At 42.9% G+C, this 20,406-nt stretch carries 17 protein-coding genes; 8 read left to right on the top strand and 9 right to left on the bottom strand.

The genetic code is table 11. The features are described from left to right. Positions 1–339, bottom strand: a complete 339-nt coding sequence (locus tag NG55_RS14600; RefSeq protein ID WP_023270886.1) for a tRNA-binding protein — start codon at positions 337–339, stop codon at positions 1–3. 244 nt (positions 340–583) lie between these two features. Here NG55_RS14600 and NG55_RS20695 point away from each other — a divergent pair, with 244 nt between their 5' ends. Continuing rightward, the gene (locus NG55_RS20695; protein ID WP_016660484.1) at positions 584–847 is read left to right on the top strand and encodes a DUF2798 domain-containing protein; all 264 of its coding nucleotides are present in this window, start codon (positions 584–586) and stop codon (positions 845–847) included. A 56-nt stretch (positions 848–903) separates the two neighbouring features. Here NG55_RS20695 and NG55_RS14595 read toward each other — a convergent pair whose 3' ends face one another. The 3 genes from NG55_RS14595 to gspF form a co-directional block, all read right to left on the bottom strand. Beyond that, positions 904–1,248, bottom strand: coding sequence for a hypothetical protein (locus NG55_RS14595; RefSeq protein WP_023270887.1), 345 nt, complete (start codon positions 1,246–1,248; stop codon positions 904–906). A 261-nt stretch (positions 1,249–1,509) separates the two neighbouring features. Next, positions 1,510–2,052, bottom strand: coding sequence for a type II secretion system major pseudopilin GspG (gene gspG / locus NG55_RS14590; RefSeq protein ID WP_032865799.1), 543 nt, complete (start codon positions 2,050–2,052; stop codon positions 1,510–1,512). Next, positions 2,052–3,257, bottom strand: a complete 1,206-nt coding sequence (gene gspF / locus NG55_RS14585; protein ID WP_016542363.1) for a type II secretion system inner membrane protein GspF — start codon at positions 3,255–3,257, stop codon at positions 2,052–2,054. Before gspF ends, gspG begins: the two co-directional genes overlap by 1 nt. A 159-nt stretch (positions 3,258–3,416) precedes the next feature. On the opposite strand from gspF, the gene NG55_RS14580 reads away from it, so the two are divergent. From NG55_RS14580 to NG55_RS14555, 6 genes are all read left to right on the top strand, one after another. Next, the gene (locus NG55_RS14580; protein ID WP_407638713.1) at positions 3,417–5,642 is read left to right on the top strand and encodes a primosomal protein N'; all 2,226 of its coding nucleotides are present in this window, start codon (positions 3,417–3,419) and stop codon (positions 5,640–5,642) included. A 121-nt stretch (positions 5,643–5,763) separates the two neighbouring features. Continuing rightward, positions 5,764–7,584, top strand: a complete 1,821-nt coding sequence (locus tag NG55_RS14575) for a cation:proton antiporter domain-containing protein (RefSeq protein WP_065343658.1) — start codon at positions 5,764–5,766, stop codon at positions 7,582–7,584. 117 nt (positions 7,585–7,701) lie between these two features. Further along, positions 7,702–8,577: an Hsp33 family molecular chaperone HslO gene (hslO, locus tag NG55_RS14570; protein WP_016542360.1), complete on the top strand. Its 876-nt coding sequence runs from the start codon at positions 7,702–7,704 to the stop codon at positions 8,575–8,577. 119 nt (positions 8,578–8,696) lie between these two features. Next, positions 8,697–9,308, top strand: coding sequence for a LysE family translocator (locus tag NG55_RS14565; RefSeq protein ID WP_016542359.1), 612 nt, complete (start codon positions 8,697–8,699; stop codon positions 9,306–9,308). A 141-nt stretch (positions 9,309–9,449) separates the two neighbouring features. After that, on the top strand, positions 9,450–10,394 hold the full coding sequence (locus tag NG55_RS14560) for a DnaJ C-terminal domain-containing protein (RefSeq protein ID WP_065343657.1): 945 nt from the start codon (positions 9,450–9,452) through the stop codon (positions 10,392–10,394). Between the two features lie 11 nt (positions 10,395–10,405). Then, entirely contained in the window at positions 10,406–10,732 is a 327-nt protein-coding gene (locus tag NG55_RS14555; protein ID WP_004802375.1) for a chaperone modulator CbpM, read from the top strand. 28 nt (positions 10,733–10,760) lie between these two features. Here the strand turns inward: NG55_RS14555 and NG55_RS14550 are convergent, their stop codons facing one another. The 4 genes from NG55_RS14550 to rpsO all read right to left on the bottom strand — a co-directional run bounded on the left by NG55_RS14550 (position 10,761) and on the right by rpsO (position 16,320). Beyond that, positions 10,761–11,984, bottom strand: coding sequence for a magnesium transporter CorA family protein (locus NG55_RS14550; protein ID WP_065343656.1), 1,224 nt, complete (start codon positions 11,982–11,984; stop codon positions 10,761–10,763). 140 nt (positions 11,985–12,124) lie between these two features. After that, positions 12,125–13,447, bottom strand: coding sequence for a dicarboxylate/amino acid:cation symporter (locus NG55_RS14545; protein WP_004802372.1), 1,323 nt, complete (start codon positions 13,445–13,447; stop codon positions 12,125–12,127). A 260-nt stretch (positions 13,448–13,707) separates the two neighbouring features. Continuing rightward, on the bottom strand, positions 13,708–15,795 hold the full coding sequence (pnp, locus tag NG55_RS14540) for a polyribonucleotide nucleotidyltransferase (protein WP_171257986.1): 2,088 nt from the start codon (positions 15,793–15,795) through the stop codon (positions 13,708–13,710). A gap of 255 nt (positions 15,796–16,050) precedes the next feature. Beyond that, the gene (gene rpsO, locus NG55_RS14535; RefSeq protein ID WP_004656162.1) at positions 16,051–16,320 is read right to left on the bottom strand and encodes a 30S ribosomal protein S15; all 270 of its coding nucleotides are present in this window, start codon (positions 16,318–16,320) and stop codon (positions 16,051–16,053) included. Between the two features lie 240 nt (positions 16,321–16,560). On the opposite strand from rpsO, the gene NG55_RS14530 reads away from it, so the two are divergent. Beyond that, a complete protein-coding gene (locus NG55_RS14530; protein WP_065343654.1) occupies positions 16,561–17,859 on the top strand; it encodes a serine hydrolase domain-containing protein in 1,299 nt (432 codons plus the stop codon). Between the two features lie 698 nt (positions 17,860–18,557). Here NG55_RS14530 and recD read toward each other — a convergent pair. Then, positions 18,558–20,309 (bottom strand): exodeoxyribonuclease V subunit alpha, encoded by a 1,752-nt coding sequence (recD, locus tag NG55_RS14525; protein WP_213029724.1) that lies wholly within the window; start codon positions 20,307–20,309, stop codon positions 18,558–18,560. Positions 20,310–20,406 lie beyond the last annotated feature (97 nt).

Below are 20,406 nucleotides of genomic sequence, written 5' to 3'. Positions count from 1 at the left end.
TTACAGTAACTTTGTGCCCAGAGGAACATCAAACTCTGGGACACAAAGCGCGACATCTCCGTCTGCATTATGAAAACCTGTCACCAGACATTCAGACTGAATCGGCCCAATCTGCTTTTTCGGGAAATTCACCACAGCAACCACCAGTTTTCCAAGCAAATCTTCAGGTTGATATAGCTTGGTAATTTGCGCACTGGATTTTCTGATCCCCAGTTCTTCACCAAAATCAACCTGCAAAATATAAGCGGGCTTTCGCGCTTGTTGAAACACTTCCGCTTGAATGATTCTACCCACACGTAATTCAACCTTAGTAAAATCATTCCATTCGATCTGTTGCATGCTTTTTCCTTTTTGCTCTTTTAAGCCCAGTTGCAGCATAGCGAATCTATCCAACTCAATAAATACGCTTATTTTTATTTTCTATTTAGCGACTTCATGCTAAATTAATTGTGCTGATTATAAAGCCGTAAACGTTTACGTCAATCAACGTGCCAACATATCTCCAACAAGGCTTGGAGCTATTTTATCTAGATATTTTCATCTTGGATAAGGCACTGGCGTTTGTTGGTTTACGGAGTCAAAAATGCAGAATTCAAAATCTTCTACTTTTAATTTTCAGAAAATTCCAAATCGTTACGCATCCATTGTTTTACCCTTCTTTTTATCCATTATTATGACTTTCATCGTGTCTTGTATAAGTACACTGAGAAGTATGGGTTTTGAGCAGTTCTCTTTCGCAACGTGGATGTCCGCGTGGGGAATTTCATGGCTAATTGCTTTCCCTGTGCTGCTCTTGGTCTTGCCTGTCGTGCGTAAGTTAACCCTGCTCTTGGTTCGACCAGTTTAACTGCAGACCATAAAAAACGTAGATCTTTGGTCTACGTTTATATTCACAATATAGGCTTAGAAATTAATCGACAATTGCACCGATAAATACGCCACCAGACTGGATAAAAACAGCATCGGGATATAGCGATAGGCTTTAAACACAAGCTGCTCATATTTAGAAATTAGCTCGTGGTTATTCCAGACACTGGTTTTTAAGGCACTAAGAAAACACAATACAAACCATGCACTCAACATACTCAATGCGAAAAAACCAATCATGATTTGGCTGCTTCCTTCCGAAGCTTGCCACAAACTTAATGCACCTTCACTAAAAGGCAATAAACTTAAGATGAGCAATACAGATTTAAGCATTGCCCAATGAAACTGATTCAGTTCATCCAACACAAAAAATGCTTTCATCTGATCTCCACATCTTATTTCAATGGTCTGAATTTATTATGCAAAGCTTTGATCTAAAGAAGAAGTCTATTTTTCTGCATAATTTCTTTTTCTTGTAACTATTAAATATGGGAATAATTCTTATTATAACTCTCACATATTCAATATTTTATTTATTTTATATTTTTCAAAATCTTAGTTCGTTATTTATAATTAAGAAACATTATCACTTCACTCTAGATTTATTTAATTCAAAAAGTGAAGTGATATTTTATTTCATCATTATGGCTGATAATAAATATCGGCATCATTGCCTTCGCCACCTTCTTTACCATCCGCACCAAACGAATATAAATCAAATGCACGACCTTCACGCCCTGGGATCACATACTGTAAATCATTTTCCCAACTGTCTTTTGGATAACCACCTTTGACATAACCACCCGGCAACCAGTTTTTCGCAGAAGCAGGTTGATTCACCAACGCATCCAAACCACCATCCTGCATCGATGGGTAACGACCATTATCTAGCTTATACTGATCCAACGCACCCGCAACACCTTTTAAAGTAATACTGGTGGTATCGACTTTGGCCTTTTCACCACGGCCCATCACATTCGGAACGATCAGTGCTGCCAAAACACCAAGAATTACAATAACAACCATCACCTCAATGAGTGTAAATCCTGAGGCACGATTCATTCGAGCAACGCTCGAACGTGCCGCAAGAGAAGAGGCTATGCTTCGAGTGCAAGGATTCAAGCTTTGTTCAACATTGTGCTTATTCATTGAGTTATTCATATTCATCTCTATCATGTCACTCATCAAATCATATTGTTCATATTAATAATTGGCAACATTACCGCAATCACAATCACCAATACAATTGCTGCCATAAAAATCAGCATCAAAGGTTCAAGTAAAGCCAGTAATGTGGAAATAAAGGTGGTCACCTCACGATCTTGCATGGTGGATGCACGATCCAACATACGATCTAGCTCGCCTGATGCTTCACCGCTTCGAATCATTTGTACCATCATTGGGGGGAAATAACCGCAACGCTCCAACTGTGTTGCCAAATTACCACCTTCTGTTACACGCTCCATCGCCACTTCAATGGCATCACGAATTACCCAGTTATTACTGACTTCCGCCCCAATTCGCAAGGCTTCAACCAAAGGTACGCCAGAACGGGTCAGAATCGACAAGGTGCTGGCAAAACGTGCCGCATTTATACCACGCGAAAGTTTACCAAATAGTGGCAATCTGAGCGTTAATCGGTCAAATGCATAATGTCCTGCCGTGGTTCTTAAAAAACGGGTAAACAAGATCACTGCGATAAAGGCCAGAATAAGCATGCCCAACCACGTATGTCGAATAAAGGCACTGGCTTTCATCAAAGCAACTGTAATCCAAGGCAAGGCTTCTTTGCTTTGTTCAAAGGTTTTGACAATTTCAGGCACGACGTAGGTCATCAGGCCCATCACAATCCCAAAAGACATCAGCATCAGTACAATCGGATAGATCATCGCGCCCTGCACTTTCTTCTGCATAGCAAAACGGTTCTCGGTGTAGTCGGACAGTTGATCTAGAATCAGATCAAGATGGCCTGAACGCTCACCCGCAGCAACAGTTGCAATATACAGTTCGGGAAATCGCCCTGACTGCTGCATACTTTTCGCCAGTGAGTGTCCTTCCAAAACCTTGGATCGTACGGCGATTAATAAGTTTTGGACATGTGATTTTTCACTTTGTTTACTCACTGCACGCAGTGCTTCTTCAAGTGGAATTCCCGCAGCGACCAAAACTGAAAGCTGACGGGTCATCAAAGCCAGATCATAGGCACTAAAGCTTTTTTTAAACCATGAACGCTGTTGTTGTTTGTCTTTTTGCTCAACCGCATCGACCGCAATCGGTGTCCATGCTTTATCACGTAACTGTTGGCGAATTTGGCGTGCGGAATCCCCTTCCAGCACACCTTTATGTTGCTTTCCAGAAGCATCAATAGCTGTAAATTGATAAGCAGGCATGGTTCTGTTCTAATTGTCCCAAAATAGTAGTCGTTAAGTTGCATCCGTGTATGGGATGAGGAACCTTGTTCCGCAAGAAATTCATCGACATATTGCACAGCACTTTAGCATAATTATATGACATACAGTCATGCCATTTTACACATGAATGAAGCCGATATGCCTAGCCAAAATTCTAACGCTATTCTCTACCGTATTCGAGTCGCGATACCCGTCTATGTGTATGACACCTTTGACTATACAGTCAGTGCTGAGCAATATGCACAGGCGCAAATCGGTGCACGCGTTGCGATTTCTTTTGGGCGGCAAAACCTCGTAGGAATCATTACTGAAAAAGTAGATCCTAGCGAAGCATTTACAGGCCAATTCAAACTTAAAGCGATTACTGAACTGCTCGATGAAGAAGCCATTCTAGATCAACAAGTTTTAACTTTGTTGACATGGTCTGCACAATATTACCAATTCCCGATTGGTGAGGTGATGCAAAGTGCCTTGCCCACCTTATTAAGACAAGGGCGTGCCTTGGATATCCTGTTTCATCTATGGAAGATCACTCCGCATGATGACCCCAATGCATTATTAAAACGTTCACAAAAACAATATGATGCTTATCAGGTTTTAAAGCTTCATCCACACGGTGCTACGGAGAATGTGCTCAATCTCAGTGGTGTAGAAACCTCAACTTTAAAGGCATTAGAAAAAAAGGGCTTGGTTGAATGCTGTCTAGAACCGCATGATTTCACCCCAACGCCTGTGCAACTGGCACAAGTCCCTTTGACGCCCAACGAAGATCAAAAGAAAGCAATTCAACAGATCCTCAAAGCACAGTATCACTATCAGGCATTTTTACTCGATGGTTTGACTGGCAGTGGCAAAACTGAAGTTTATTTGCAAGTCATGCATGAGGTGTTAAAACAAGGCAAACAAGTATTGGTACTGGTGCCTGAAATTGGTCTAACCCCGCAAACGGTCGCTCGTTTTAAGTCACGTTTTCATTGTGATGTGGCCTTACTGCACTCAGGCTTAAATGACTCAAAACGTTTACAGGCATGGCAACATGCACAAACGGGCAAAGCATCGATTATTATTGGTACACGCTCTGCAATCTATACCCCACTGCCGCATCTAGGCTTAATCATTCTAGATGAGGAACATGATCTCTCCTTTAAGCAGCAAGAAGGTTTTCGCTACCATACCCGCGATGTGGCTTTATATCGTGGTCATTTACAGAACTGTCCTGTCATTCTCGGCTCCGCCACCCCAAGTATTGACAGTTATCACTTGGTGGAATCGGGCAAATTACATCTGCTTGAGTTGAATCAGCGTGCAGGCGTCGCTGTACTGCCGAAAATGTATGTGGTGGATTTAAAAGTCGCAAAAAAGAAGCATGGTCTCAGCCAAACGCTCATCGAACAGATCAAACATACTTTAGAACGTAAAGAACAGGTGCTGATCTTTTTAAATCGACGCGGTTATGCGCCGATCCTGATGTGTGAAAGCTGTGGTTGGCAAGCCAACTGCCCACATTGCGATGCACATTTTACTTTGCATTCACAGCCCTACCATTATTTGCATTGTCATCATTGCGGCACCATCAATCGCCTGCCTGATCATTGTCCTGCCTGTCAGAAACAAAGCTTAAAAACCCTTGGAGCAGGAACAGCAAAACTTGAAGAACATTTACAAGAACTGTTCCCACATAATGAAGTGATTCGGGTCGATCGTGACAGTACCAGCCGAGTCGGTAGCTGGCAAAAGATCTATGATCGCATTCAGCAAAATAAGCCGAGCATTTTGTTGGGTACCCAAATGCTGGCCAAAGGTCATCATTTCCCGCATGTGACCCTCGTCGCGATTTTAGATATTGATGCTGGCTTACTCAGTGTTGACCCACGTGCGCCTGAGCGAACCGCACAGCTGATTGTGCAGGTCGCTGGCCGTGCTGGTCGTGGTGAGCATAAAGGCAGTGTTTATTTACAAAGTCTGCGCCCGGATCACCCGATGTTGACCACCCTGATTGAGCATGACTACCGCACTGTTGCCAAACAAATGCTGGCTGATCGTAAAGTTGCCCTGCTGCCACCTTATCGTTATGCAGTATTGGTTCGGGTTGAATCTAAAGATCGCGACTATAGCCAACAATTTTTAGCGGATATTGCCCAGCAATTGAGAGTGATGGCGGGCGATACCGTGGATATATGGGGTCCCATTCCTGCACCAATGGAACGTAAAGCAGGACGTTATCGTGCGCATATGGTGATTTTGTCGCCTGATCGCGCCAAACTGCATTTTTATTTACGTCAATGGTGGCAACAAGTGGTACATTTACCACGTCAGCATCTACTCAGACTTTCGATTGATGTTGATCCACAAGAGTTTAGTTAAAAGCTAAGCGTACACTGATTCAAATGACCAGTAGCATTTCCGAATATCATCTTTGCAGATCATATTTTTATAGGTGCTCATTTGAGTTAGTCTAGACAGAATAGAAAAATTGAGGCATTCAATGTCTTTACTGCTCCCGATTATTTTTTTACTGGCTGCGGCTTTAATTTTTGTTCCTTTGACAAAACGCTATGCCTCCACCACTGTTTTGGGTTATCTCATTGCAGGGCTTTTACTTGGTTCCAGTGTTTCTGGTTTGATTGAAGACCCGCACCTGATCCAGCAATTACTGCATGTTGGTATGATTGCGGTGATGTTCTTTATTGGGTTTGCTTTTCGCCCTCTACAACTCTGGGCAGAGCGCAGAGGCATCTTAAAAAATAGTGGTTTACAATACCTGGTCACCACTATCTTGCTGGTTGGAGCATGTTTCATCCTGTTTCATCAGCTGCTGATTAGTCTGATACTTGGATCTGCTTTAGCGCTCTCTGCGGTCATTCTCCCACAACAACTACTCCAACAAAAACAACAGCTCAATCATAAATTAGGGCAAGCATCGCTGGCGACTTTACAGTTTCAGGCTTTTATTGCCGTCATTCTGATTGCACTCTTTCCTTTACTCGAAGACACGGCCTCAACCCGTCATGGGATTGCTTATTTTGCTGCAATCATTGCCACTATTTCAGGCCTGTTCCTCGCCAGCCGTTATTTGGTTCGACCTGCATTCCGTTTTTTAGCGCATAAAAATAGTATTCATCTCATTCCTGCGCTCAGCTTATTGGTACTGCTTGTTGTGATCCTGATCATGGATATTCTCAATATTCATGTCTTGATTGCTGCATTTTTAGCAGGCTTGCTACTCGCAGAAACCGAATTTAAAACTGAAGTTGAACGTATTCTCGACCCTTTTAAAGATGCAGCAACAGGCTTATTTTTTCTGGCGATTGGCTTGGGCCTTTCATTGGCACCTTTAACTCAAACACCACTGCTGATTCTGGCTTCAATCTTTGCTTTGATCTTGATCAAGGCCGCTGTGATTGGCGCGATCAGCTATTACCAACAACGCCATGCCAAACTCAGTACTCGCTTTGCAATCACCTTGGCACAAAGTGGTGAATTTAGTTTTATTCTACTCAAGCTGGCAGAAAGCGAAAATTTAATCGGCAAAGACTTATTAGAACCAGCCTTTCTCATTATATTCGGGTCGATGCTTTTCACTCCGCTCCTATACGAACTATTTGATCGAAAAATTTTGCCCATGCTACAAAAGAGTAAAATCGCGGTGGTTGATGCCGATGTTCCACAACACCCAATTCTCATCATTGGATTTGGTCGTTTTGGACAAGTCATCGCACGCGCTTTACATGCACAGGGTAAACACTTTAATGTGATCGATAGCAACCAACCTGATGCTGATTTTATTGAACAATACGGGCATCGTTTTATTGATGCCGATGTGACTCAAGTCGAAAACCTACGTGCTGCAGGCATCGAATACTGTAAATTACTGATCGTTGCGATTGATGATGTTGAAGACAGTATGAATCTGGCGCGACACCTGCGTTTAAACTACCCAGATTTAGCGCTTTTAGTCCGCGCTCGTGACCGTCACCATGCCCATTTACTGCATGGTTTAGGCATTGCACAGATTTGGCGTGAAACTTATGCTTCATCGTTAAATATGGCACAGCAGGCCTTGATTGAAACGGGTCTTTCCAGCGATGAAGCAAAAATGCAGATAACGCAATTCGAACAGGAAGATCAACGACTGCTGATACAGCAACACTGGACACACGATCAACAAGACATGATTGAAAGCTATCCAAATGCTATAGCCGAACTAGAGTATTTATTTGCACATACAAAAACTTTGCATATAGATCGTGTGAGCAATGATCAAAACACACAAAGTGATGCAAATTCACCCAATGAAGCATCTTGAGTTTTAGCAAACTGACACCATTATTGACTGCATACATGCACCTTTTTATAAAGCCCGAAGTGCTTTTCAAAGCAAGCTATTGCTTTGTTTCCCCCTAGAGGGGTACTGGAGAAAAATATGTCTGATTTACGCCAACGCTTTTTTATCGAAGACTGTCCTGTTCGCGGTGAAGTGGTTCATTTGGAAGAAGCGCTTCAAACCATTTTGGCGCAACGTGAATATATGCCTGCGGTACAAAGCCTCTTGGGTGAAATGCTCAGTGCAACGGCCTTACTTGCCAGCACCCTCAAGATTCATGGCCGTATTAGCTTACAGATTCAAGCGACCGGTACCTTCAAATGGGCCATGGCCGAATGCAACCATTTAGGTGAAGTTCGTGCCTTGGCTGATTACGAAGAAGATCCTCGTTTTGTCGAAGGTACAGACAGCCGTACTGTGCTTGCTGCGCTTAGCAATCCAGTATTGTTCATCAATATTGAGCCTGAACACGGCGAACGCTATCAGGGGATCGTACCGCTTGATCAACCCACCTTGGCCGGTTGCTTGACCCAATACTACGATTTATCGGCACAGATTCCGACACATATCGTTCTGGCAACCAATCAGCAACGTTCAGGTGGTTTATTGATTCAGCTCCTTCCTCGTAACGATGAAGAAGAGCAAAAAATGGTAGACGAAGATCTATGGCCTCGTTTGACCATGTTGACTGAAACCTTAAAACCAGAAGAACTGACAGATCTTTCAGCCAATGAAATTCTTTATCGTTTGTATAACGAAGAAGAAGTGCGTTTACCTGAAGTTGAACAATTAAAGTTTGGCTGTACCTGCTCTAAAGAACGCTGTGCCAATGCCTTGATTCAAATCGGTGTGACTGCAGTTCATGAAACATTGGAAGCTCAAAACCCAATCCAGATGGATTGTCAGTTCTGTAATACCCGTTATGAATTTACCGCAGAAGAAGCCTTAGGTTTGTTCGGTGAACATTTAAGTTAATTGACCAAATGTTAAAAAATAAAAAAAGACGGGCTTCCGTCTTTTTTTATTTTGTATTAAGGTCTATGCGATAAAACAATGCTCAAATCTCCCAATAACATAGACTCTAACTTTGCCTTATGAATTACTTCGAATATTTGCTGTTTATCATCAGTGTGGTTGTGCTGATTGCGACCCCTGGTCCTGTGATGATTTTGGTGGCCAGTGCTGGCCTTAAGGGTGGCTATAAAAAGGCACTAGAGACGATTTTTGGAACCAACTTCGCCTCTTTAATCCTGATTTTTATTTCCGTACTCATTCTCAAAGGTTTTCTTACTATTGATGAGAATTACCTAAAAGCCATTCGGGTATTGGGCTGTCTCTATATTGCCTATCTGGGCTATAGCATCATTAAAGAAGTGCTTCAGGCACCACATCCAACCGCCATTCAAACCGTATCTGCACAAAGCGGTGGCTTTAAAAAAGGCTTTCTGGTGGGAATTTCCAATCCGAAAGATATTATCTTCTTTTCGGCATTTTTCCCGCAGTTTATTCATATCTCACCGAACATCAATTTCAGTTTAAGCCTACTGACAGTGACTTGGATTATTTTGGACTTCCTCACGCTGTCTTTGGTCTATCTATTCTTCCGCAGTCTCTCTCAAAGCAGCATCTATCCGAAGATTCTAGGCCTGTGTGGTGTCCTGCTGGTCTTGATTGCATTCTATGGTCTGGTTGATACTTTTCTCTAGTCAATCACCGCAATACCAGTCTAAATTCTTTATCCACTGTGCTTGAAGCGCAGCGGAACAAGTCTTATACAATCGAATCCATTGAAATCTCTTGGATTCGTTTCATAATGAAAGAAACACATTATTATCTTTATTAAAATCATGGCAAAAAATTATTATGAAGAGCTCGGTGTTTCAAGAGACGCCACAGCAGATGAAATCAAAAAAGCCTATCGGAAACTGGCACGTAAATACCATCCTGACATTAGCAAAGAAACTGATGCTGAAGCTAAAATGCAGGCGATTAACGTCGCCTACGACACTTTGAGTGACAGTACTAAAAAAGCAGAATATGACCAAATGCTGGATCATCCTCAGGGCTTTTCTAATGCGGGCCAAGGCCAGCATAGTGGTTTTGACGGTTCACAGTTCTATCGTCAAAGCTCAGGTGATGGCGCTGACTTTAGTGGCTTTGAAGACTTATTTGGTCGCTTTGGCTCAGGCTTTGGTGGCGGGCAACAACGCTCTCAACGTCAGCAACGCAGTTATCGTGGTGAAGACCAGCACGCCAGTATTCAGGTCGATGTAGACATTGCCTACCATGGCGCAACTCAACAGATCACCTTACAAATTCCGACTTATAACGTCTATGGCGAACCTGAGGTACAACGGAAAACCTTAGAGGTTAAAATTCCCAAAGGCATGAAAGAAGGTCAACAAATCCGCCTCAATGGTCAAGGCCAAAGTGGTGTTAACGGCGGAGAAAATGGTGATCTGTATATTGAGATTCAATATAAAGATACTGACCGTCTTCGAGTCGAAGGTGCTGATGTGTATCAGACTATTGATGTCAGCCCTTGGGAAGCTGGTTTGGGCCAAAGCATCGAACTAAGTACTCCTGCTGGGCAGCTCAAAGTTAACTTACCGAAAAATGCCAAGAATGGGCAACAGTTACGCTTAAAAGACAAAGGCATTCCCAACAAAACTGCCGGGCAGTTATACCTGATTATTAATATTGTTTTACCGCCAGCGCACAGTGAGCAAGAGCAACAGGCCTACCAACAATTTGCCGATGCCTTTGCTGCATTCAAACCCCGTGCCTCATAAGGAGTAAGATCATGACAACCATTCAATACAAAGAAATTCAATATGACGGTCATAGCCAAGTTGAAATCATTGATGAACAATTGGCACTTGATCTTGAGCACTTCGCCGAAGCATGTGGTCAAAGTACCGATTGGGTACTCAAGCTGATTGATTATGATATTTTGCAAATTTCTGTTGAACCACAAAGCTATCAGTTTATTGGTGAAGATGTCAGCCGAGCCAGACGGGCCTATCGTCTGCAACGCGACTTTGATGCCAGTCTGTCTGCCGTCGCAGTGATGTTGGATTTAATCGATGAAGTGCAACAGCTGCGTAAACAGCTCAAACATTTTCATTAATGCCGCCCTGCAAATGACCAAGTCCATCCTATTTTAGCTTGGTCATTTTCTCCACTTCTTTCAACGTTTGCTTAATCGGTTCGTAGTCCAGAAACCACAACAAATTAAAATTACGTTGTCGATGTTGCTGAGCCAGTAAATCAATCACACTACGCTCTCCTCGTCCCACCAAATGTTGACGATAAAAATAATACAGTAGCATGACTGTACTCATCAGCATCACCCCAAGCATGATCCAGAAGCCAACCGGTGATTTCAACCCTGGAATAAACTCAAAGTTCATCCCATAGACCCCAGTCAGCAAGGTCAGTGGTGCAAAGATGGCGGTAATAATTGCCAAGATGCGCATGTTTTCATTGGTTTGGTTGGCAATCGCAGAGAAGTGTAAATCGATGGCCGATTGAATCGCATTTCTTAAACGTAGCGTATGCTTTTGCACCCGTTCTACATGACTCATTAAATCGTTCAGGCGTACCAACAGAATATCTTGTGCTTTATGCTTATGCTCACCCACCACATGATGGTAATTATCGACCAGCTCGTCTCTGAACTCCTGTAAGGTCTCGATTTGCTCCTCGCAAAGATTTTCGATTTGCTGAAAGGCCATATCTTCATGAAACAATTGGTGCCACTGCTTAAAACGACGATTACCCTGTAACAGTTGTTGTTGCCAATACTCGACCCGACGGGTCAAGGGTGTACGTAAATTCAGATAACCATCAATCATGCTATTCAATAGGCGTAAGCATAAATCTGCGGGAGTACTGGCTAATTTACGTGGTTTATTCTGCTCTGCAATTGGTCGCCCCATAATGGTCTGAATGCGTTGAATATAACTCTCTACTGCCTGATTGCCCTGCTCTCTCACACTCACCAAAACCGTAGGCGTTAAGATAAAACTCATGGGTGTGGTCGCTAAACCAAAAACACTTTCATGTGATTCTAAAGTACTCTCATTTGCCAAAATCTGGTCGTCTGGGCTAATCAGTTTGCGGAACACCAACAGGTCATATTCCTCGACGGTATCAAATGCACAAGGATGCTCAATATTCAGTAGATCCCGCAAATGGAATTCATTCAGTACCAATCCCGTATGCTCATAAATATTCTTCTGCCAAGCCTCGGTATGATTCACCAGATCTTGTCTAAGACTATCGACCCATAAAAATTCAAGCGTATGTTCTGGTTGTTGTTCCGCACTGATAAAAATCGTATTTTCACTGTTATGACGATAAAAATAATAAAGTTGCATAGGACAATAGAGATTAGAATGGCGATAGAAATGCTGCCATGAAGCCAGATAAAAAGCTACGGCTATTACAGGACTGAAACGACATCCAATAAAAAAGCCTCACATGCACAGCATGGAGGCTTTTCCGAATATTAGGAAGATTACACTTCTTTCTTCTCAACCACACCATATTTAAGGGCTTGGTCAAGTTGCTCTTTATCCAAGGCATTGTCCCATTTTGCCACCACGATTGTGGCACAAGCATTACCGACTAAGTTGGTTAATGCACGGCATTCTGACATGAAACGGTCAATACCAAGGATCAATGCCATACCCGCCACTGGAATTGCAGGAACAACGGACAGGGTTGCAGCCAAGGTAATAAAGCCTGCACCAGTAATCCCTGCTGCACCCTTAGAGCTCAACATCGCCACCAATAGAATGGTGATTTGTTGAGTGAGGGTTAACTCAATATTACAAGCTTGGGCAATAAACAATGCCGCCAAAGTCATATAAATATTGGTACCATCCAAATTAAATGAATAACCGGTTGGAATCACTAAACCCACCACCGACTTTTCGCAGCCCGCTTTTTCCATCTTCGCCATCAATGACGGTAATGCCGCTTCTGATGAACTTGTTCCGAGGACTAACCAAAGTTCGTCTTTAATATAACGAATCAGGTCAATGATCGAGAAGCCGTTATAACGTGCCACTGCGCCCAGAATAATAATCACGAACAGCAAAGCAGTAATGTAGAAGGTCGCAATCAACAACATCAAATTACCGATTGAGCTAATCCCATAAGCACCAATGGTAAAGGCCATGGCACCAAATGCACCAATCGGCGCAAACTTCATCAACATACCCACCAAGGTGAATACTGGCGTGGTGAGCTGCTGTAGAAAATCAGTGACTGGACGACCTAAATCACCTGATTTTGCCAATGCCAAACCAAACAATACCGCAACAAACAGAACTTGAAGAATTTGGCCGGATACAAATGGACTGACCAAAGTATCTGGAATGATATTCATCAAGAAGCCGGTAATGGTCGACTCATGTGCTTTGGCAGCATATTCATCAACTTTGGTACTGTGCAAGCTACTTGGATCAATATTCAAACCGTGACCTGGCTCAATCACATTTCCGACAATCAAACCCACGATCAAAGCTAGAGTGGAGAAGGTCAAGAAATAGATCATGGCCTTCGCGGTCACCCGACCTACGCTGCCGAGGTTTTTCATTCCCGCAATCCCTGTCACAACGGTCAGGAAAATCACGGGAGCAATAATCATTTTAACTAATTTAATGAAGGCTTCGCCCAGTGGCTTTAAGCTTTCACCCAATTCTGGGAAGAAATGACCTAACAATATCCCCGCGACAATGGCGAAGATCACTTGCACATAAAGAATCTGATAAAACTTTGGTTTCTTGGGAGGCTGTTGGTCATCTTGACCTGTGGCGACATGATCGACAAGCATGTGCGATATTCCTTCATATTGGGATGAACAAATAGACTTCCGACTGTCTATCTAAAACCACATAAACGCAGGCAGGCACGGAAATTTGGGGAATTCTACGTTAATTGTGAGGCGCACAATTAAAGCATTAGACTAATGTCTAATATCAAGAAATTTTATGTTTATAGTTTCAGTTTTTTATGTTCTTAACAATCATTCACTTAATAAAAAAGCGCATTGTTAAAACAATGCGCTTTTTTTAAGCAAAATGCTTGCTAGCATTAAGCTTGTTCAATGTCTTTCATTGTCAACTTGATACGACCACGGTTGTCGACATCAGCAACTTGTACTTTAACGTCCTGACCTTCTTTTAATACGTCAGTCACATTCGCAATACGCTCATTTGAGATTTGTGAAATGTGAAGCAAACCATCAGTACCTGGCATGATATTGACGAATGCACCAAATTCAACGATACGAATAACTTTACCCGCATAGATGGTACCTGGCTCAACTTCTGCAGTAAGCGCTTGGATTTTCGCAATCGCAGCTTTCGCAGCTGCTTTAGTTTCACCAAACACGCGTACAGTACCGTTATCTTCGATATCAATCGCTGCTTTAGTTTCTTCCGTAATCGCACGGATGGTCGCACCACCTTTACCAATCACGTCACGGATCTTGTCAGGGTTGATGTTGATTACTTCGAAGGTTGGCGCATGTGCATTGATTTCTGAACGTGCACGTGAAATGACTTTGTTCATTTCATTCAGGATGTGCATACGACCAGCAAATGCTTGGTTTAATGCAACTTCCATGATCTCTTCAGTGATCCCTTCGATCTTGATGTCCATTTGAAGTGCAGTAATACCGTTGGCAGAACCCGCAACTTTAAAGTCCATATCGCCCAAGTGATCTTCATCACCCAAGATGTCAGAAAGAACTGCGAAACGCTCGCCTTCTTTAACCAAGCCCATTGCGATACCCGCAACTGGTGCTTTCAATGGTACACCAGCATCCATCAGTGACAATGAAGCGCCACATACAGAAGCCATAGAAGATGAACCATTAGATTCAGTGATATCAGATACGATACGGATCACGTACGGGAAGCGGTCAGCTGCAGGAAGAACTGCTTGAACACCACGACGAGCCAAACGACCATGACCGATTTCACGACGTTTAGGACCTGATTCACGACCCGTTTCACCAACAGAGTAAGCTGGGAAGTTGTAGTGCAACATGAAGTTGTCAGTTTTTGTACCCGCTAAAGTATCAACCATTAACGCATCACGGGTATTACCCAAAGTGGTTGTCACTAAGGCTTGAGTTTCACCACGTGTGAATAATGCAGAACCGTGTGCACGATCTAATACACCAACTTGTACGTCGATACCACGTACAGTTTTAGTATCACGGCCATCAATACGTGGCTTACCTGACAAAATGTTGTCACGTACAGTACGGTATTTAAGGTCTTCAAATAATTCGTTGACTTCATCCGCAATACCCGTTTCGTCATTTTCAGGAACGAACTGAGCAACGGCTTCTGCATAAAGTGCATCAAGTGCCGCATAGCGGTCTTGTTTAACTGCAATGGTATATGCTTCAGAAATTTTCGCTTCAAAAGCTGTTTTTAATTGCTCAAGCAATGCTTCGTTTTTGCTTGGTGCAACCCAAGTCGATTCAACCGCACCTGCCGCTGCAGCAAATTCTTTGATCGCTTGAATTGCAATTTGCATTTCGTCATGACCAAAAAGAACCGCGCCCAACATTTGGTCTTCTGAAAGCTCTTTTGCTTCAGATTCAACCATCAATACTGCTGATTCAGTACCTGCAACCACAAGGTCTAGGTCAGACTGAGCCAGTTGTTCAAAATTCGGGTTAAGAACGTATTCGCCGTTGATTAAACCAACACGTGCGCCACCGATTGGACCACGGAAAGGTGTACCCGCAATCGACAATGCTGCTGAAGTACCCAACATTGCAGCGATATCTGCATCCATCGTCTTATCCGAAGAAACAACAGTCGCTGTCACTTGGATTTCGTTGAAATAACCTTCTGGGAACAATGGACGGATTGGACGGTCAATAAGACGTGAAATCAACGTTTCAGCTTCAGACGCACGGCCTTCACGCTTGCCATAACCACCAGGGATACGACCAGCTGCATATTGTTTTTCTTGATAGTTAACAGTTAACGGGAAAAAGTCTTGACCCGCTTTAGCTTTAGGCTGAGCCACAACCGCAACGAGAACAGTCACGCCACCCATGGTAACTAAAACTGTATTTGCTTGACGTGCAACACGACCCGTTTCTAAAACAACTTGGTGTTGACCAAATTGGAATTCTTTACGAACGATATTAAACATTGACATGTATTATATTTTCCTAGTTTTATTCTAGTGAGACCCCTAAGGTTTGGCATTCAGACTACAACTGCTGTGTAGATAAATGACAAAGCTTAGAAGCCATCGCACTAGATCAAAATTTTAAATAAATTTAAACACAAAGAAGGAGCGAACAAGCGCCCCTTCTAAAGTCATCTAAGATAAATTAGATGAAACTCTCTTTTCAGCGATAAAGCATAGCAACATGCGAAATAGCGAAAACAAAGTAAAATCGAATTAACGACGTAAACCTAATGCGCCGATCAAAGCAACATAACGACCGTGATCTTTACCGTTTAAGTAGTCAAGTAATTTACGACGTTGGTTAACCATACGGATCAAACCACGACGGCTGTGATGGTCGTGTTTGTGTTCTTTAAAGTGACCTTGCAAATCATTGATTTGAGCAGTCAATAAAGCAACTTGTACTTCAGGTGAACCAGTGTCGTTTTCAGCACGAGCAAATTTAGCGATGATCTCTGCGCGATCAGTGTTAGTTAAAGCCATTCGATTTCTCCGAGATGCTTACAAAAATAAAATGATAATGATCAGTTGAAACCAACCGACTGCCGTGCATCACTACAGCAAGGCGCTTATTTTAAGTGATCTATCGCTATATTGCAAAATTGTTTTATATCCGCTGGCAATTCGGCAGCTGACAGCGCTGTACAAAATAGGCACACTAGCCTGATTCTGTTTTCAATTTATGACAGAGAAGAAAGAAAACGAAAATATTGCGAGGGAATCGTGAAAATTTTATCAACCAATACCTGTTATGTGCCGCATGACCTCAGTCAAGTCATTCGCAGCAAAGATGAAGTCTCAGCTGAATTTGGGGGCATGACCGAAAGACAGATTCAAAAGATATGGAACAGTGTTGAAAGTCTATATAAAACGGGGAATTATCCACTCATTAGCTTATGCCTACGTCGTCAGGGGCAGATTCTTCTCAACCGCAGTATTGGCTATGCGCAAGGTAACTCCCCAGATGGCCTAGCCACCGATGCCAAGATTGGGACACCAGATACTCCTGTCTGCCTGTTCTCTGCTTCCAAAATGGTCACGGCGATGTTGATTCATCTGCTGGATGAACGTGGTGAGCTCAACTTACTTGATCCGATTAGTTATTACATTCCTGAATACGGCGTGAATGGTAAACGTCGGGCGACCATTTTCCATCTGCTCTCCCATCGTGGTGGTATTCCACGTATCGACACTGAAGTCACACCAGAACTTCTATTTAACCAAGATGATATTTTAAAACTGCTCTGTGCCGCCAAACCAGTTTCTCCTTCAGGGACTCATCTTGCCTATCATGCGGTGACCGCAGGTTATATTCTGGGCGAAATTGTGCAACGGGTAACAGGGCAAAGCGTTCGTGAGTTCTTGGCTGAAAATATTGAAAAACCAATGGGCTTGGATTATTTCAACTATGGTTTAAAACCTGAATATCGTGCCGATGTTGCCTTGAACTATGCGACGGGGATTCATCCAAGTTTAGGCACAGATCATTATCTCAATCATGTACTGGGTGGCGGTCTACAGCTTGCAGTGGATGTCACCAATGATAGCCGCTTTATGGACACCATTTGCCCCGCTGGCAATATCTATACCAGTGCTGAGCAGGCAGGGCGGTTTTTTGAAATGCTGCTCAGTGGTGGTGAGTATCAGGGCAAACAAATTATGAGTCCTCAAACGGTATTCCGCTCCACCCTGCCCACTTCTGGGATTAGCTTAGACCGAACCTTATTGGCACCGATGCGTTATGCATTGGGTCCAATGCTTGGTAGCAACCCTGTGGGTCTATTTGGTCCAATGACCGGACAGGCTTTTGGCCATATTGGCTTCTCTAATATTCTGTGTTGGGCTGATCCAGAGCGGGATATTAGTGTATCGCTATTGACGACTGGAAAATCCGTGGTGGGAACGCACTTGCCTGCACTGGCAAAAACGCTGTACCAGATCTCCACAAATTGTCCGAAAATTGCGAAGAATCAACGCCGTTCGCTGTTTGCAACAGATCGTACTGAAGCTGATCTGGTTTAAGCATCAGCCACTAGAAGTCCGCGCACAAAAAAGCCCAAGTTAAACTTGGGCTTTTGCGCTTAGATTTATCATTGTTCTTTTTTGTTGTTTTTTATTCTTTTTTCTTACACCATTCAAACCCTCTGAATGCTCATCACCCATCCTTTTCTTTATTATTTTTTAACACATATTCGCTTTCTCTATACCGACTATTCTGTCAGAATCAATTGTGGAGAGAAATAGCATTTCTCTTATCTCTATGTAAGAAAAAACGTACAAGTCTGTATAACATTTAACTTAATAATAACAAAAAATTGTCAGACAAGAAGATTTCTATTTCTTCCTTTTATTTGAAGATATAAATGAAGTAAAAGAATGCAGATTTGTTAAAACGTGAATTTTCACCTATTTTCAAAAACCCTAAATATGGTATGGATTATGTTGATTTTATAGTGAATTTTGCGGTAAAAATAAAAAAGCCCTGTAGTCTCTCCCAAAACTACAAGGCTTAGCGGCTGTAAGTTTCCTCTTTTATCACTTACTTCACTGTAAGTTCGCTGTCTTACGACGTTATTATTATATTTTTGCGATTTACCTAGCTTTCCATGCTAGGCTCTTTGTGTGTACATAATCTCAAAAACCTTGCGCTTGCTCTAGCGACAATATCTCGAATCCTTGTAAGCTTTTACTTACAAAATGGTGAATTCTGAAGAATAAGTTCACAATCTGTTCAAATTGATCTTTTGCACTAAACCACTGCGTCGAACAGTCCGTATCGTTAAGGCCTGCTGTAATGCTGGTGCGTCAGCCAAAATACTCACCACTTTTTTAGCACGGGTGACTGCGGTATAAATCAATTCCTGACTCAACAGCTTCTCGGCATGCGCATCTAAAACAATCGCGGTATGGGTAAATTCCGAACCTTGTGATTTATGAATGGTTAAAGCAAAGGCGGTTTGCATACTGCGTGGCAGTCGGTGCGCTGCAATCCATTTATTTAAGCTCGGGAAAAAGACTTCGAATTGCTGTGACTGGGTGCGATGTTTAAAACAGATCCCGATATCACCATTAGAAATCCCAAGCTGATAGTCATTATAGGTCATCATTACAGGACGTCCGATATACCAATCTCCGACAGCGATTTGTTTGAGTTGCTGATTGAGCCAATGCCCCGCATAACGATTCAGTTGCTCGATTCCCAACGGCCCATGTCGAACTGCCGTTAAGATTCGATAATCATCAAAGGCTTGAATCACGTTCTGGATGTGCTCAGTAGGTTCATCTGCCTGTATATAACGTTTTAAAGCCTTGATATAGGCGTGAAATCCTGCCATTAACTGATGTTGATAAGGCTCAATATCAACCTGCTGCTGCTTGGGTAAATATTCCAGCTGAATCAGGTCTGGCATATCCTTGCTCAAGGAAATCGCTTGCAAAGGTGCAGCCTGAACAATTTCCGTCTCTAGTTTTGATAAGACTAAATCGGGATTACTTACGCCTTGCTGTGCCTGAATAAACCGTGCGAATTGACCAATCTTGGCTTCACCAGAGAAACGACGGCTGGTCTGTAGCTGGACTCGATTTTCAGCCAATGCCTGTACTTGCTGTAAATCAGCCAAAACCGAGCCGACATCAACCGAAGCCAACTGATTGGCATCACCGAGCAAAATAAGTCGGCATTGATCTGGGACAGCTTCAAATAACAGGGTTGCCAAATTCAAATCCAGCATTGAGGCTTCATCCACCACAATCACGTCATAGGGTAGAGGCTGTTTGGGATGAAAGCGTGGTATTTGTCGATTGCCCATACCCAGTAGACGATGCAAGGTCTGCGTGGTTTGATTGCGCAACTCATCAGTGACGAGCCCTGATTGTAATAATTTTGGATCATTAAAAGAGTTTTGTAATGCTTCCTGCATACGCTGTGCGGCTTTGCCTGTCGGTGCGGCCATGGCAATACGAATATCGGGAATGGTTTGGTTGAGGGCTGCAATAATACGCGCCAAGGTATAGGTTTTCCCTGTCCCTGGCCCGCCGGTAATAATGCTCAGGCCTTGTTGCAACACCATTTTCAATGCAGTCTGCTGGTGTTCATCACTGAGCAAGTCTTGATAATGTTCGGCATCAACAACCTGAATCGTTTGTCGCTTTAATCGACAAATCTGTTGTGCAAGGCGTTGCTCTAGATGCCAATATCGGTATAATGCCAAGCCCTGCTGATCATAGACACATGGGGCAACCTGCGTGCTCGCGATTTCACTGGAAACAGCCAAATCCGCCAATGCCGCAATCTGACTTGGCTCAACCTCAATACAACTGTCGCCTTGTAAACTGGCTTCAACCAATTGTTGTAATAGTTGTGCAGCGCTAACTGCTTGAGCAGATTGAGAAAATGGTGCTTGTGAGAGATAGTCACTCCACATATTTAACCACGTCATTTGCGTTGACTGATCATCAACTTGTTTGTCCACAGAGTTATCCTCAAACTTACCCACACGCTTGTCCACAAGGTTATAAACAGAGTTATTCACAAGCTAAGCTTTTGTTTAATTTAAAATCACACACTTT

The sequence above is a fragment of the Acinetobacter gyllenbergii genome (assembly GCF_001682515.1).
GTDB lineage: Bacteria > Pseudomonadota > Gammaproteobacteria > Pseudomonadales > Moraxellaceae > Acinetobacter > Acinetobacter gyllenbergii.
The sequence above is the reverse complement of the archived record's forward strand: the minus strand, read 5'-3'. Positions and strand labels throughout refer to the sequence as shown.